The sequence below is a fragment of the Methylobacterium sp. C1 genome, from assembly GCF_001854385.1.
Classification (GTDB): domain Bacteria; phylum Pseudomonadota; class Alphaproteobacteria; order Rhizobiales; family Beijerinckiaceae; genus Methylobacterium; species Methylobacterium radiotolerans.
This window is the reverse complement of the sequence record NZ_CP017640.1, coordinates 5332339-5345483: the sequence shown is the minus strand read 5'-3', so window position 1 is coordinate 5345483 and position 13145 is coordinate 5332339. Positions and strand designations below refer to the sequence as shown.

Here is a 13145-nt window from a genome sequence, read left to right as displayed (position 1 = left end):
GGTCAGGCGACGCGGGTGAAGGCGGCGTCCTGCGCGTCGCCCGCGCCCATGTCGAGGGCGAAGCCGCCGCCCGCGGCCGGGCCGCGCCCGCCCGCCCGCTTCGGGCTCGGCGAGCGGATCGCCGCCGAGGAAGCGCCCGAGGCCGGGCCCGCCGAGGCCGTGCCCATCCGCGCCGCGGTCGCGCGCAGGCGCGTCACCGCCTGATCGACGCCCGCCAGGGGGACACCCGCCAGGGGCGCGCCCGGCGCGGACGCCTCGGCGAGGCGGAAGTAGGCGATCGTCGCCTGCAGCTTCTCGGCCTGGGTGGCCAGCTCCTCGGAGGTGGCCGAGACCTGCTCGGAGGCGCTGGCGTTCTGCTGGGTGACCTTGTCGAGCTGCTGGATCGCCTGGTTGATCTGGCCCGAGCCGACATCCTGCTCCCGGCAGGCGGCGGTGATCTCCTCGACCAGGCCGGCGGTCTTCTTGATGTCGGGCACGAGCCGGCCCAGCATGTCGCCGGCCTGCTGGGCGGCCTTGACGGTGTCGGCCGAGAGCGTGCCGATCTCGGCCGCGGCCGCCTGGCTGCGCTCGGCGAGCTTGCGCACCTCGCTGGCCACCACCGCGAAGCCGCGCCCGTGCTCGCCGGCCCGGGCGGCCTCGACGGCGGCGTTGAGGGCCAGGAGGTCAGTCTGGCGGGCGATCTCCTGCACGATGGTGATCTTCTGGGCGATGGTCTGCATGGCCTCCACGGCCCGGCCGACCGCGACGCCGCTGGCCTCGGCGTCCTGGGCCGATTGCCGGGCGATCGTCTCGGTCTGGCTGGCGTTCTCGGCGTTCTGCTTCACGTTGGCGGCCATCTCCTCCATCGACGCCGAGGCTTCCTCGGTCGAGGCCGCCTGCTCGGTCGAGCCCTGCGACAGCTGCTCGGCCGACGCCGACAGCTCCTGGGACCCCGCGGACACGTTGCTCGCCGCCGCGCTCGCCTCGGCCACGACGGCGCGCAGCTTCGTCAGCATGGTCTGCAGGGCGAGGCCCATCGTGTCCTTGTCGGAGAGCGGCCTGGCCTCGACCGTGAGGTCGCCCCGCGCGATGGCGTTGGCGAGCGCGGCCGTCGCGTTCAGGTTCTCGGTCATGCGGCCCATGGCGCCGACGAGGTCGCCGAGCTCGTCGTTCGAGGTGACCTTCGCGGTCTGGCTCAGGTCGCCCATGGCCACCGCGTCGGCCAGGGTCACGGCGCGGCCGAGCCCGCGGGAGATCGAGAGGGCGAGCCAGGTGGCGATGCCGAGGCCGAGGAGGAGGGCCGCCGCCGCCACGGTCAGCAGGATGGTCTGACCCTGGGCCGATTCCGCGTTGGCCTGGACCGCGGCCTCGTCCATGAAGCGCTTCTGCCGCTCGGCCAGGGCCTCGAACGCGTCGATCGCGGTCGTGCTCACCTTCGCGTAGTCACCCGAGGCCAGCTCGGCCGCCTTCACCGATGTCCCGGTCTCCACGACGGCCAGCGCGCGCTGGAACGAGGCCGCCCAGGTCGCGAACCGCTCGCGGACGCCCGCGACGGCGACGCCCGCCGTCTGGGCCGCCGGGGCGAGTTCCTCCAGGGAGCGGTTGATCTCCTCGCGCGACTGCTTGGCGAGGGCGACGCGCTGCTGCAGCGCCTCGGCGCTCGTCGTCCCGGTCGCGGAGGTGAGCTGGCCCCAGGCCCGCTCCACCCGGCCCTTGAACACCGCGGCGACCCGCGCCAGCCGGTCCGCGGCGGGGTTCTGGGCGTCCGCCGGCGCGACGATCAGGGCGTCGAGGTCCGTGCGCAGGGCGGCCAGCGCCGGGCGACCCGCGGCATTGATCTCGGCCCAGGTCTTCCCGTTCGAGTTCTCGCGGGTCATCTCCAGGGCGCGGGTCCCCAGCTCGGTCTGCTTCTCGAACTTGCCCATCAAGTCCTCGAACAGGCGCCGGCCCTCGTCGGACATGAGGAGCGGCCTCACCTTGGCCAGGGCCGCCATGGCGTCGGCCCGGTTGTTCGTCACGCGCTTGGCGAACTCCGCCATCTGCGCCTCGTCCGGGCTGAGCAGGGCGCCGCGGACGTTGAACCCGGCGCGGATGGCGTTCGCCTTGCCCTCGAGGACCAGCTTCTGCACCTCGGCGCGGCTGAGGACGTACTTCATCGTGGCGTCGGCCGCGGTGAGCCGCTGGTAGCCGACGCCGCTGGCGGCCCCGAGGAGGACGAGGATCGCGCCGAAGCCGACCCCGAGCTTGGCCTTGATCGAGAAACGCATCGTACTCACCCCTACGCACACAACGCTTCGAGAAGACTGCACCAGGACTTCAGTTGAGGATCTGCTCGAGGTCGGGGACGATGATGAAGTCGTCGCCCGCCTTGACGATCGCGCGGATGTACTCGGGCCGCCACGTCGTCCCGACCGGCGGCACCGCCTCGCAATCGGCCGGGTCGACCTCGGTGACCGCGAACACCTTGTCGGCCACCAGCGCGACCACCACCGGATCGCCCGCCACCGCCACCTCCAGGACCAGGAAGCGCGTGTCCGGGCTGTCGGCCGCCGCCGGCATCCCGAACCGCCCGCGGATGTCGGCCAGCGGCACGACGTTGCCGCGCACGTTCACGATCCGGTCGACATGCGCCCGCGCCCCCGCCACCCGGGTCGCCGGGATCGGGTCGATGATCTCGCGCACCATCCCGGCCTCCAGCGCGAAGCTCTCCGTGCCGATCCGGAACATCACCACCTGCCGGCCGCCCCGCTGACCCGCCGGACCGCCCACCCGCGCGCCAGGCTGAGCGCCCACCTGCGCGTCAGACTGCGCGCCCGCCTGCGGCCCGGACCCGGGAGACCCGCGCGTCACGCCGCGCGTCACGCCGCTCATCACGCCACTCGTCACGCCGCCGCTCATCACGCCACCTCCTGGTAGGCGCGCGGGCTCTCGCGCGGGCTCTCGTGCGCCCGCTCGCCGCCGCCCACGAGCCGGCCGACATCGACGATCAGCGCGGCCGTGCCGTCGCCCAGGATCGTCGCCCCCGAGAACGTCGCCACGTCCGCGTGCAGCTTCGACAGCGACTTGATCACCGTCTGGTGGTTGCCGATGATCTGGTCCGCCACCAGGCCGACCCGCGCCTCGCCCGCCGACACCACGATCACCTTCTGGTGCTCCTCCGGCTCGCCCGGCGCCCCGAACAGGTCGCGCAGCCGCAGGAACGGCACCAGCGCGCCGCGGATGTTCAGGAAGTCCCGCCCGCGCCCGCCGCGCTCGCCCGCGGGCAGCGCGACGCACTCCTCCACCGCCGCCAGCGGGATCACGTAGCGCCCCGCGCCGACCCGGATCAGCAGCCCCTCGATGATCGCCAGGGTCAGCGGCAGGCGCAGCGCCACGCAGGTCCCGCCCCCCGGCTCGGTGGTGATGTCGATCGTGCCGCGCAGGCTCTCGATCGTCTTCTTGACCACGTCCATGCCGACCCCGCGCCCCGACAGCGCCGAGATCGTCGGCGCGGTCGAGAAGCCCGGCGCGAACAGGAACTGGTAGATCTGCTGGTCGCTCAGCACCGCGCCGGGCGCGCACAGGCCCCGCTCCTCGGCCTTGGCGCGGATGCGCGCCGCGTCGAGCCCGGCGCCGTCGTCGCGCACGCTCACCAGCACCTGGGCGCCGACATGCTCGGCGGTGAGCGTGATCCGGCCCGTGGCGGGCTTGGCGGCGGCCGCGCGCTGCGCGGGCGCCTCGATGCCGTGGTCGATGGCGTTGCGGATCAGGTGGACGAGCGGGTCGGCCAGGCGCTCGATCACGGTCTTGTCGAGCTCGGTCTCCTCGCCGCCGGTGACGAACTCGACCGGCTTGCCGAGGTCGCGCGCGAGGTCGTGGACGAGGCGGCGGAAGCGGCCGAACAGGGCGCCGATGGCGACCATGCGGATGCTCATCGTGGTGTCGCGCAGGCGCGCCGAGAGGCGCTCGATCTCCTCCGCGACGGTCTTGAGGCCGGGATCGGCGTGCAGGCCGGCGAGCTGGCCGAGGCGGGCCTGGGCGATGACGAGTTCGCCGACCCGGTCCATCAGCTCGTCGAGCCGCTCGGCCTCGACCCGCACGCTGCTGGCCGGCCGGTCCTCGGCCCGCCGCGCCGGCGCCCGGGCATCGGCCGGCGCGGCAGCGGCGACGGGCGGGGCGGCGACGGCCGGGGCGGCGGCGGCAGCGCAGCGCAGCGCGGGCGCGGGCGGTTGAGTGGTGCCGGCTCCGCCGCGACCGGAGCGGGGGCGCGCGCCTGGGCCGGCACCGGCTCGGGCGGGGCGGCGTCCGGCAGCGCCGGGCCCGCCGGCTCCAGGGTCAGGACCATCTCGTCGCGCACGAACAGGAACACGTCCTCGACCGCCGCGCGGCTGACGGGCCCGCGCAGCGTGACGTCCCAGCCGAGGGCGAGGCTCTCGGGATCGAGGCCGGGCAGCTCGGGCAGGGCCTCGAGCCGCGGCACGACCGTGCAGGCGCCGAGGTCGCGCAGCTCGTCGAGGAGGGCGAGCGGGTTGGTGCCGTTGCGCAGGACGTCCGGGGCGAAGGCGATGCCGATCCGCCAGCCGGCCTCGGCGGCCGGGGCGGCGGAAGCGGCGGCGGTATCGGCAGCGGTATCGGCATCGGCGGCGGTATCGGCAGCGGCCTGGGCCGCGTCGGCGCCCGCGGCGCCGAGGAGCTGCTCGAGCTCGGCCAGGATGGCCTCGCCGATGATGGGCGCGCTGGCCTCGGGCTCCTCGATGAGGCCGCGGATGAAGTCCTTGGCCGAGAGGGAGACGTTGACGAGGTCGCGGCCGACCGGGACCTCGCCGCGGCGGACGCGGTCGAAGGCGGTCTCGAAGTCGTGGGTGAAGGCGGCGACCTGCTCGAAGCCGAACATGGCGCCCGAGCCCTTGATGGTGTGCAGGGCGCGGAAGGCGGTGTCGATCAGGGTCCGGTCCTCGGGCCGGTCGCCGAGGTCGAGCAGGGTCGTCTCCAGGCAGGCGAGCAGCTCGGCGGCCTCGGCGCGGAAGATCTCCGCGGGATCCAGGGCAGTCATGGGACGATCGGACCCTCGCACACAGCACGCAGATACAGAATGAAGCGCCCCATCCCGAGCGGGGCGAGATTCCAGCTCCGAACGCGGGCCGTTTCCTTCGCGACCAGGCAGTCGAACGGACTATCCCGGCGCGCGACGCCCGCGCGGCGACGGGGAACGACGAGCACCCGCCGCCCGACCTCTCCGGTTGTATACGATTGGACCCGAAATTTTCCGTTAACGGCCAGATTTCGACCCTGGAAGCAAAGTATATCTCGCCAAGCCATGAAGCAAAAGATTGTCGGATACAGCGATCGCGTGAGCCACGGATCACAGGATCGCGGGCGCGCGGCCTCCGGCACGCGGATGAGCCCGGCACAGCGCGTCGACGCGCAGCCGCGCGGATGCGGGCCGCGACAGCCCCGTGCGGGAGGCGGCGAGGAGATCGGATCGGGAGCGGTCGTCGGACCGGGGCCGGTCGCGGCCTAACCGGCGCGGGCAGGCCCGGCCGCGATGCGACCGCCGGCCGGGCCGGAGCGGGCCGCGCCCGGACCGCGGCTGCGCGGCGCGCCGGCGCCTAGAACAGGTCGATGCCGTCCAGATCGTCGGCGGCCGCAGCGTCGGCGGCCGGCTTCGCGGTGGCCGGGGCACCGCCGAGCAGGCGCTCCGTCAGGCGCGCCCGAACCTCACCCAGCGTGCAGCTCCCGATCGCCGCCTCGATCCAGGCCGGGTCGGCCGCCGCACCCGGCGCCGCGACGCGGTCCGCGCTGTCGGCGGAGAGCCGGCCGAGTTCCGCTCCGGCCGAGCGCAGCAGGCCCTCGACGTTCTGGATGCGCTGCTTGGCCCGGTCCTGGAACTGCATCGCCACGATCGCCGCCGACACATCCTGCGTGATGGCCTGCGTGGTCTCGGCGGTCTGCTGCAGGATGCCCGCGACCTGCGCGTTCTGCTCGACCAGCGCCCGCATCACCATGCGGACGCGCGTCTCGGCGGTCCGGCTCTCCTCGGACATGTCGATCGCCGCGATGTCGCCCAGCAGGGCGTGGCTGCTGCGCAGGCCGGCCGCCATGGTGCCGATCTGCTGCTTGATCACGTCCGACAGGGCGTTGATGGTCGTGGCGAGGCCGCGCACCTCGTCGGCGACCACCGCGAAGGCCGCGCCGCTGGCGCCGGCCCGGGCCGCCTCGATCTTGGCGTTCAGGGCGAGGAGGTTGGTCTGGCGGTTGATCCGCTCGATCTGCGCGACGCTGCCCTCGACCGACGTCAGGCCCTCGAGCACCCCCGTGAGCCCCTGGGCGAGGGTCGAGCCGCGGGACGACATCAGGGTGATCCGCTCGATCAGCGCGGTGAGCGTCTCGCCGAGGCCGGCGGCGACGTCGCCGAGCTGCAGGGTCTTGTCGTCGATCTGGACGGTCTGAACCGAGGCGACGAGCCCCCGGACGATCTCCGACTGCTCGCAGGTCGAGGCGGCGATGTTCTGGAAGCGGTTGGACAGGCCGTGGACGTTGGCCTCCACGTCGGTGGAGACGATCCCGAGCTCGGCGACGAGGGCGTCGAGCAGCGCCCGCTGCTGCGCCGAGAGGCCGAGCCAGGCCTGGAGCAGGTCGGCCGCCCCCGCGGCGGGTGCCGGCTCGGCCGGCATCGCGACGTGCGGCGGCGCGGGCTCGGACTCGATGGATGACGCGGCCGCCTCCGCGGGCGGGGCCGGCGGGATCGCGGCGCCGGGCGCCGCGCCCGATCCGGGCCGGTCTTCGACCCGGCCATCCCCCCGGCCATCGGGCCGCAGCTCGGAACGCATCTGGGGCCGGCGAAACCGGCCCGGGACCTGCCTGAGAATGTCGTGGGCGGCTTGGAAGGACATCGGCGGGCGGATCTCTCGGCGTCGACCGATGCGCGCGGGTCAAGCGGCAATCCGACGGTCGGTGCCCGCCCGAGGCTAAGGATCGCCGTTAAAGAAAGCGTTATCGGTCGGCCGAAGGCTGCAACGGGAGACGCAGATCGCAGTATTAAATCAGGAAGACTATTCAATGCAGGGCAGACCTCCGTCCTGTGCTGGACCCGCCCCCGCGTCAGCCGCCCTCGATTGGCCGAACCTTCAGGAAGAATTTACCCGCCACGGTGTTGACTCGAACGGGGCGGCGCGTCGCCCCGCAAGTCTGTCGTCGAGATCACGAACCCGCATGTCCGAGGCTCCCGCCCTCACGCTCGCTCCCGACTGCACCATCCGGACCGTCCGGTCGCTGCAGGACACGCTGGCGGCGGCGCTCGCCGGCGCGGCGCACCTCACCCTCGACTGCGCGGCGGTCGAGCGCGCGGACATCACCTTCGTCCAGATCGTACTCGCGGCCGACAAGGCGGCGCGGCGGCGCGGCGCCGGCGTCGCGCTGGTCAACGTCCCTCCAGCGGTGGAGAGCGCGTTCCGGCGCGCCGCGATCGCACTCCCCAGCGCGCCGGTCCTCTAGGCGCGCGCTCCAGGCGCAAGAACGGAATACGTGTCATGGCCACTGTCCTCGCCGTCGACGACTCGCCCAGCATCCGGCAGATGATCAAGGTGGTGCTCGGCCCGGCCGGCCACACGGTGATCGAGGCCGGCGACGGCGCCGAAGGCCTCGCGAAGGCCCGGAGCGAGAGCGTCAACCTCGTCATCACCGATCTCAACATGCCGGTGATGAACGGGCTGGAGATGATCAAGCAGCTGCGGACTCTGCCGAGCTGCACGGGCGTGCCGATCCTCTTCCTGAGCACGGAATCCGACGAGGGGATCAAGCAGCAGGCGAAGGCGGCCGGGGCGACCGGCTGGATCACCAAGCCGTTCAAGCCCGAGCAGCTGCTCGCCGTCGTGGGCAAGCTCGTCCGCGCCTGAGGCCGCGCGGCCGGGACGGCCGCGCCCCGCCCCGCCCCGCCCCGCCCCGCGCGGCGGGCCTGCGGAACGCGGTGCAATCGGCTATGGACCTGGATCGACCGGCCGGGACGCCTCCGGCCGCGGGGTCTTCCAGTTCGCGGGCCTTCCATGCTGAATACCGGTTCGAACGCGCCGACCGAGGACGGCAAGAGCCTGGAACGGGCCCTCGGGCACCAGGTCCGCGCCCTGCGCCGCGAGCGGGAACTCTCAGTCGCCGATCTCAGCGCGGCGGCCGGCATCTCGCCCGGCATGGTCTCGAAGATCGAGAACGGGCAGATCTCGCCGTCGCTCGCCACGGTCAACGCGGTGGCGAAGGCGCTCAACGTGCCGATCACCACCCTCTTCGCCGCCTTCGAGGAGAGCCGCGACTGCTCCTACGTGAAGAAGGGCACCGGGGTCGTCATCGAGCGGCGCGGCACGAAGGTCGGGCACATCTACGAACTGCTCGGCGCCGGCATCCGCGGCGAGACCGTGCTCGAGCCCTACCTCATCACCCTGGAGGAGGATGCCGAGGTCTATACCGGCTTCCGCCACGCGGGCATCGAGTTCATCTACATGCTGAGCGGCGAGGTGAGCTACCGCCACGCCGGGCAGGATTACCACCTCAAGCCGGGCGACGCGCTCCTGTTCGACGCCGAGGCGCTGCACGGGCCGCAGGCGCTGATCAAGCGGCCGATGACCTACCTGTCGATCATCGCCTATCCCCGGCAGTGAACGCGGCGCGCCCGCCTGCCCGACCTCGCCGCAGCCGGTGGCTAATTTCTCGGCAGGAAATTTTCGTGATCCTCAGTTGACGAATCCGGGACGCCGTGCGAGCCGTATGCCGGCAGGCGGCACGGAGTTCGCAGCGTCATGTGCGGGATCGTCGGACTATTCCTGAAGACTCCGAGCCTGGAACCGCAGCTCGGCGCGCTGCTGTCCACGATGTTGGGGACGATGACCGATCGCGGCCCCGACAGCGCCGGCTTCGCCGTCTACGGCGACGCCGCCGCCGGGGTGAAGCTCACCTTGCGCGGGGCGGATGCGCGGGCGCTGGCCGCCGTCGTGACCCGGCTCGAGGCCGAGACGGGCCAGGACTGCGCGGCGCGCGCGCGGGATACCCACACGGTGCTGAGCGTGGACGCGGCGGCGGCGGACGCGGTCCGCGCCTGGCTCGCGGACCACGCGCCGGAGATCGACGTCGTCTCCGCGGGCCGGCGGATGGAGATCTACAAGGAGGTCGGCCTGCCCGCCGCGGTGGCGGACCGCTTCGACCTCGCCGGCATGGCGGGCAGCCACGGCATCGGCCACACCCGGATGGCGACCGAGAGCGCCGTGACCACGAACGGGGCGCACCCGTTCTCGACGGGGCTCGACGAGTGCCTCGTCCATAACGGCTCCCTGTCCAACCACAACGACCTGCGCCGGCGGCTGCGCCGGGAGGGCGTGCACTTCGCCACCAGCAACGACACCGAGGTCGCCGCCGGCTACCTGAGCTGGCGGATGCGCGCCGGCGCCTCCCTCGAGGAGGCCCTGCAGGCGAGCCTGACCGATCTCGATGGGTTCTTCACCTTCGTGGTCGGCACCCGGACGGGCTTCGCGGTCCTGCGCGACCCGATCGCCTGCAAGCCCGCCGTCATGGCCGAGACGGACGCCTACGTGGCCTTCGGCTCCGAGTACCGCGCCCTCGTGGGCCTGCCCGGCATCGAGGCCGCCCGGGTCTTCGAGCCGGAGCCCGCCAAGGTCTACGCCTGGGAGCGCCACTGATGCCGACCGTCGACCTGCGCGCCGAGCCGCTGCGCGCCCTGAACCGCGCCCTCCACGCCCTGCGTCCCGACACGAACGAGACCCGCTGGACGGTCGTGAACCCGGACGGACGGCACGCCATCGCGGCGGGCCTCGACGCCCCGGTCCACGTCGAGATCGAGGGCAACGCCGGCTACTACTGCGCCGGCATGAACAAGCGGGCCACCGTCGTCATCGGCGGCAATGCCGGGGTCGGCGTCGCCGAGAACATGATGTCGGGCGTCGTCCACGTGCGCGGCGACGCCAGCCAGGCGGCCGGGGCCACCGCCCAGGGCGGCCTGCTCCTGATCGACGGCAATGCCGGGGCGCGCTGCGGCATCTCGATGAAGGGGGTCGACATCCTCGTGAAGGGGTCGATCGGCCACATGTCGGCCTTCATGGCCCAGGCCGGAACACTGACGGTGCTGGGCGATGCCGGCGAGGCGCTGGGGGATTCGCTCTACGAGGCCCGGCTCTATGTCCGCGGCGCGGTGACGAGCCTGGGCGCCGACTGCGTCGAGAAGCCGATGGGCGACGCGCACCGGGAACAGCTCTTCGCCAAGCTCGCGGCCGCGGGCCTCGCGGGCGAGGTCGATCCGGGCGAGTTCCGCCGCTACGGGTCCGCACGCAGCCTCTACCACTTCCACGTCGACAACGCCGGAGCCTACTGATGGCCGAGACGCCCCCGCGCACGGTCCCGCGCACCTCGGCGACCTTCACCCCCGAGGTCATGGCGGAGATCCGCCGGGCGGCCGCGACCGGCATCTACGACATCCGCGGCGCCGGCGCGAAGCGCGCGCTCCCGCATCTCGACGACCTGCTGTTCCTCGGCGCCTCGATCAGCCGCTACCCGCTGGAGGGCTACCGCGAGCGGTGCGGCACCGAGGTGGTGCTGGGCGACCGCTTCGCCGCGAAGCCGATCCGCCTGAAGACCCCGGTGACCATCGCCGGCATGAGCTTCGGCTCCCTCTCGGCCAACGCCAAGGAGGCCCTCGGCCGGGGCGCGAGCCTCGCCGGGACCTCGACCACCACGGGCGACGGCGGCATGACCCCGGAGGAGCGGGGCCACTCGCAGACGCTGGTCTACCAGTACCTGCCCTCCCGCTACGGCATGAACCCGGACGACCTGCGCCGGGCCGACGCCATCGAGGTGGTGATCGGCCAGGGCGCCAAGCCCGGCGGCGGCGGCATGCTGCTCGGGCAGAAGATCACCGAGCGAGTCGCCGGGATGCGCTGCCTGCCGCCGGGCATCGACCAGCGCTCGGCCTGCCGCCACCCGGACTGGACCGGTCCGGACGACCTCGCGATCAAGCTCGAGGAGTTGCGCGAGATCACCGACTGGGAGAAGCCGATCTACGTGAAGGTCGGGGCGAGCCGCCCCTACTACGACACCGCCCTCGCGGCGAAGTCCGGCGCCGACGTCGTCGTGCTGGACGGCATGCAGGGCGGCACCGCGGCCACGCAGGACGTGTTCATCGAGCATGTCGGCATCCCGACCCTGGCGGCGATCCGGCCCGCCGTGCAGGCCCTCCAGGACCTCGGCCTGCACCGGAAGGTCCAGCTCGTGGTCTCCGGCGGCATCCGCTCCGGCGCCGACGTCGCCAAGGTGCTGGCGCTCGGCGCCGACGCGGTGGCGATCGGCACCGCGGCGCTGATCGCGCTCGGCGACAACGATCCCCGCTGGGAGGCCGAGTACGCGGCGCTCGGCACCACGGCGGGCGCCTACGACGACTGGCACGAGGGCAAGGACCCGGCGGGCATCACCACGCAGGATCCGGAACTCGCCCGGCGGCTCGACCCCGTGCTCGGCGGCCGGCGCCTCGCCAACTTCCTCGCCGTCATGACCCTGGAGGCGCAGACCATCGCCCGCGCCTGCGGCAAGAGTCACCTCCACAACCTGGAGCCCGAGGACCTCGTCGCCCTGACGATCGAGGCCGCGGCCATGGCCCAGGTCCCCCTCGCCGGGACCGACTGGATCCCCGGCAAGGCCGGGCTGTGAGCGCCGGGCCATGAGCGCCGGGCCATGAGCGCCGGGCCGTGAGCGCGGGACCATGAGCGCCGCGCTCTGACGACCGCGCTCCGAGAGACCGGGGCCGCCGCCGGGCGACCCCTCCCCCGTTCCGGCCCTCGTCGGCCCTAGTGAGGGTGCACGCGATGTCGCTCGATCTCGAGACCGCCGCCAAGGAGCGCGGCATCAAGTACTTCCTCGTCTCGTACACCGACCTGTTCGGGACCCAGCGGGCCAAGCTGGTCCCGGCCGCGGCGATCGCCAGCACCTGTCGGAACGGCGCGGGGTTCGCGGGCTTCGCCACCTGGCTCGACATGAGCCCGGCCGATTCCGACCTCCTCGCGATCCCCGACGCGGACGCGCTGATCCAGCTGCCCTGGCGCCCCGAGGTCGGCTGGCTGCCGGCCGACCTCGTCATGGACGAGCGCCCCGTCGAGCAGGCGCCCCGCAACCTGCTGAAGCGCCTGATCGCCGAGGCGGCGGATCTTGGCCTCGCGATGAAGACCGGCGTCGAGTGCGAGTTCTTCCTGATCACCGCCGACGGCGCCGAGCCCGCCGACATGTCCGACCGGCAGACGAAGCCCTGCTACGACCAGTCGGCGCTGATGCGGCGCTACGACGTGATCAGCGAGATCTGCGACGCGATGCTCGCCCTCGGCTGGAACCCCTACCAGAACGACCACGAGGACGCGAAGGGCCAGTTCGAGATGAACTGGGACTACGACGACGCCTTGGTCACCGCCGATCGCCACGCCTTCTTCAAGTACATGACCCGCTCGATCGCCGAGAAGCACGGCCTGCGCGCGACCTTCATGCCCAAGCCGTTCGCGGAGCTGACCGGCTCGGGCTGCCACGCCCACGTCTCCCTCTGGCGGGACGGGCGGAACGTCTTCGCCGACCCGTCCGACCCGACCGGCCTGTCGCCGACGGGCTACCACTTCATCGGCGGCCTGATCCACTCGGCCGACGCGCTGGCGGCGATCACCAACCCCTGCGTCAACTCCTACAAGCGGATCAACGCGCCCCGGACCAATTCGGGGGCGACCTGGGCGCCCAACACGGTGACCTACTCGGGCAACAACCGCACCCACATGATCCGCATCCCCGGGCCGGGGCGGTTCGAGTTCCGCCTCGCCGACGGGGCCGTCAACCCGTACCTGCTCCAGGCGGCGATCCTGGCGGCCGGCCTCGACGGGATCCGCAACCACCGGGATCCGGGCCCGCGCCTCGACATCAACATGTACACCGACGGCCACACGGTCGAGGGCCTGAAGCGGCTGCCCCTCAACATGCTGGACGCCCTGCGCGCCCTGTCGGGCAGCGCGATCCTCGGCGAGGCCCTGGGCCCCTTCGTGCCGAGCTATCTCAAGCTGAAGAACGAGGAGTGGAACGCCTACTGCCAGCACCTCACCCAGTGGGAGCGGGACACGACCTTGGATTGCTGAAGCCGCGCGGAACGGCCCGCGCCGCGACCGGCCGTC

Annotated in this window: 12 protein-coding genes; 7 read left to right on the top strand and 5 right to left on the bottom strand. The window is 72.8% G+C overall.

Translation table 11 applies throughout. The features are described from left to right. Positions 1–2 precede the first annotated feature (2 nt). From BKE41_RS24645 to BKE41_RS24630, 5 genes are all read right to left on the bottom strand, one after another. Positions 3–2246: a methyl-accepting chemotaxis protein gene (locus BKE41_RS24645; RefSeq protein WP_071000220.1), complete on the bottom strand. Its 2244-nt coding sequence runs from the start codon at positions 2244–2246 to the stop codon at positions 3–5. A gap of 49 nt (positions 2247–2295) precedes the next feature. Beyond that, positions 2296–2877, bottom strand: coding sequence for a chemotaxis protein CheW (locus BKE41_RS24640; RefSeq protein WP_071000219.1), 582 nt, complete (start codon positions 2875–2877; stop codon positions 2296–2298). Further along, the gene (locus tag BKE41_RS32265) at positions 2877–4058 is read right to left on the bottom strand and encodes a chemotaxis protein CheA (RefSeq protein WP_245295835.1); all 1182 of its coding nucleotides are present in this window, start codon (positions 4056–4058) and stop codon (positions 2877–2879) included. The genes BKE41_RS24640 and BKE41_RS32265 overlap by 1 nt, the downstream gene beginning before the upstream one ends. Then, positions 4025–5011: an Hpt domain-containing protein gene (locus BKE41_RS32260; RefSeq protein ID WP_245295834.1), complete on the bottom strand. Its 987-nt coding sequence runs from the start codon at positions 5009–5011 to the stop codon at positions 4025–4027. Before BKE41_RS32260 ends, BKE41_RS32265 begins: the two co-directional genes overlap by 34 nt. Before the next feature lie 556 nt (positions 5012–5567). After that, the gene (locus BKE41_RS24630; protein ID WP_024828567.1) at positions 5568–6851 is read right to left on the bottom strand and encodes a methyl-accepting chemotaxis protein; all 1284 of its coding nucleotides are present in this window, start codon (positions 6849–6851) and stop codon (positions 5568–5570) included. Positions 6852–7170: 319 nt separating this feature from the next. Here BKE41_RS24630 and BKE41_RS24625 point away from each other — a divergent pair, with 319 nt between their 5' ends. From BKE41_RS24625 to glnT, 7 genes are all read left to right on the top strand, one after another. Continuing rightward, positions 7171–7452 carry an STAS domain-containing protein gene (locus BKE41_RS24625; RefSeq protein WP_012321724.1) on the top strand — a complete coding sequence of 94 codons (282 nt, stop codon included), beginning with the start codon at positions 7171–7173 and terminating at the stop codon, positions 7450–7452. Positions 7453–7487: 35 nt separating this feature from the next. After that, positions 7488–7853, top strand: coding sequence for a response regulator (locus BKE41_RS24620; RefSeq protein ID WP_024828568.1), 366 nt, complete (start codon positions 7488–7490; stop codon positions 7851–7853). 147 nt (positions 7854–8000) lie between these two features. Then, positions 8001–8606 carry an XRE family transcriptional regulator gene (locus tag BKE41_RS24615; RefSeq protein WP_012321722.1) on the top strand — a complete coding sequence of 202 codons (606 nt, stop codon included), beginning with the start codon at positions 8001–8003 and terminating at the stop codon, positions 8604–8606. Between the two features lie 138 nt (positions 8607–8744). Next, on the top strand, positions 8745–9638 hold the full coding sequence (locus BKE41_RS24610; protein ID WP_012321721.1) for a glutamine amidotransferase family protein: 894 nt from the start codon (positions 8745–8747) through the stop codon (positions 9636–9638). Next, a complete protein-coding gene (locus BKE41_RS24605) occupies positions 9638–10327 on the top strand; it encodes a protein glxC (RefSeq protein ID WP_012321720.1) in 690 nt (229 codons plus the stop codon). Before BKE41_RS24610 ends, BKE41_RS24605 begins: the two co-directional genes overlap by 1 nt. Beyond that, positions 10327–11655, top strand: a complete 1329-nt coding sequence (locus BKE41_RS24600; RefSeq protein WP_012321719.1) for an FMN-binding glutamate synthase family protein — start codon at positions 10327–10329, stop codon at positions 11653–11655. The genes BKE41_RS24605 and BKE41_RS24600 overlap by 1 nt, the downstream gene beginning before the upstream one ends. Positions 11656–11810: 155 nt before the next feature. Further along, positions 11811–13109 carry a type III glutamate--ammonia ligase gene (gene glnT / locus BKE41_RS24595; RefSeq protein WP_071000218.1) on the top strand — a complete coding sequence of 433 codons (1299 nt, stop codon included), beginning with the start codon at positions 11811–11813 and terminating at the stop codon, positions 13107–13109. Positions 13110–13145: the final 36 nt, after the last annotated feature.

Coding starts and splice junctions, on each gene's coding strand:
- BKE41_RS24600 (WP_012321719.1), top strand. CDS start 10,327: ATGGCCGAGACGCCCCCGCGCACGGTCCCGCGCACCTCGGCGACCTTC.
- glnT (WP_071000218.1), top strand. CDS start 11,811: ATGTCGCTCGATCTCGAGACCGCCGCCAAGGAGCGCGGCATCAAGTAC.
- BKE41_RS32260 (WP_245295834.1), bottom strand. CDS start 5,011: ATGACTGCCCTGGATCCCGCGGAGATCTTCCGCGCCGAGGCCGCCGAG.
- BKE41_RS24620 (WP_024828568.1), top strand. CDS start 7,488: ATGGCCACTGTCCTCGCCGTCGACGACTCGCCCAGCATCCGGCAGATG.
- BKE41_RS24605 (WP_012321720.1), top strand. CDS start 9,638: ATGCCGACCGTCGACCTGCGCGCCGAGCCGCTGCGCGCCCTGAACCGC.
- BKE41_RS24625 (WP_012321724.1), top strand. CDS start 7,171: ATGTCCGAGGCTCCCGCCCTCACGCTCGCTCCCGACTGCACCATCCGG.
- BKE41_RS24640 (WP_071000219.1), bottom strand. CDS start 2,877: ATGAGCGGCGGCGTGACGAGTGGCGTGATGAGCGGCGTGACGCGCGGC.
- BKE41_RS24610 (WP_012321721.1), top strand. CDS start 8,745: ATGTGCGGGATCGTCGGACTATTCCTGAAGACTCCGAGCCTGGAACCG.
- BKE41_RS24645 (WP_071000220.1), bottom strand. CDS start 2,246: ATGCGTTTCTCGATCAAGGCCAAGCTCGGGGTCGGCTTCGGCGCGATC.
- BKE41_RS24630 (WP_024828567.1), bottom strand. CDS start 6,851: ATGTCCTTCCAAGCCGCCCACGACATTCTCAGGCAGGTCCCGGGCCGG.
- BKE41_RS24615 (WP_012321722.1), top strand. CDS start 8,001: ATGCTGAATACCGGTTCGAACGCGCCGACCGAGGACGGCAAGAGCCTG.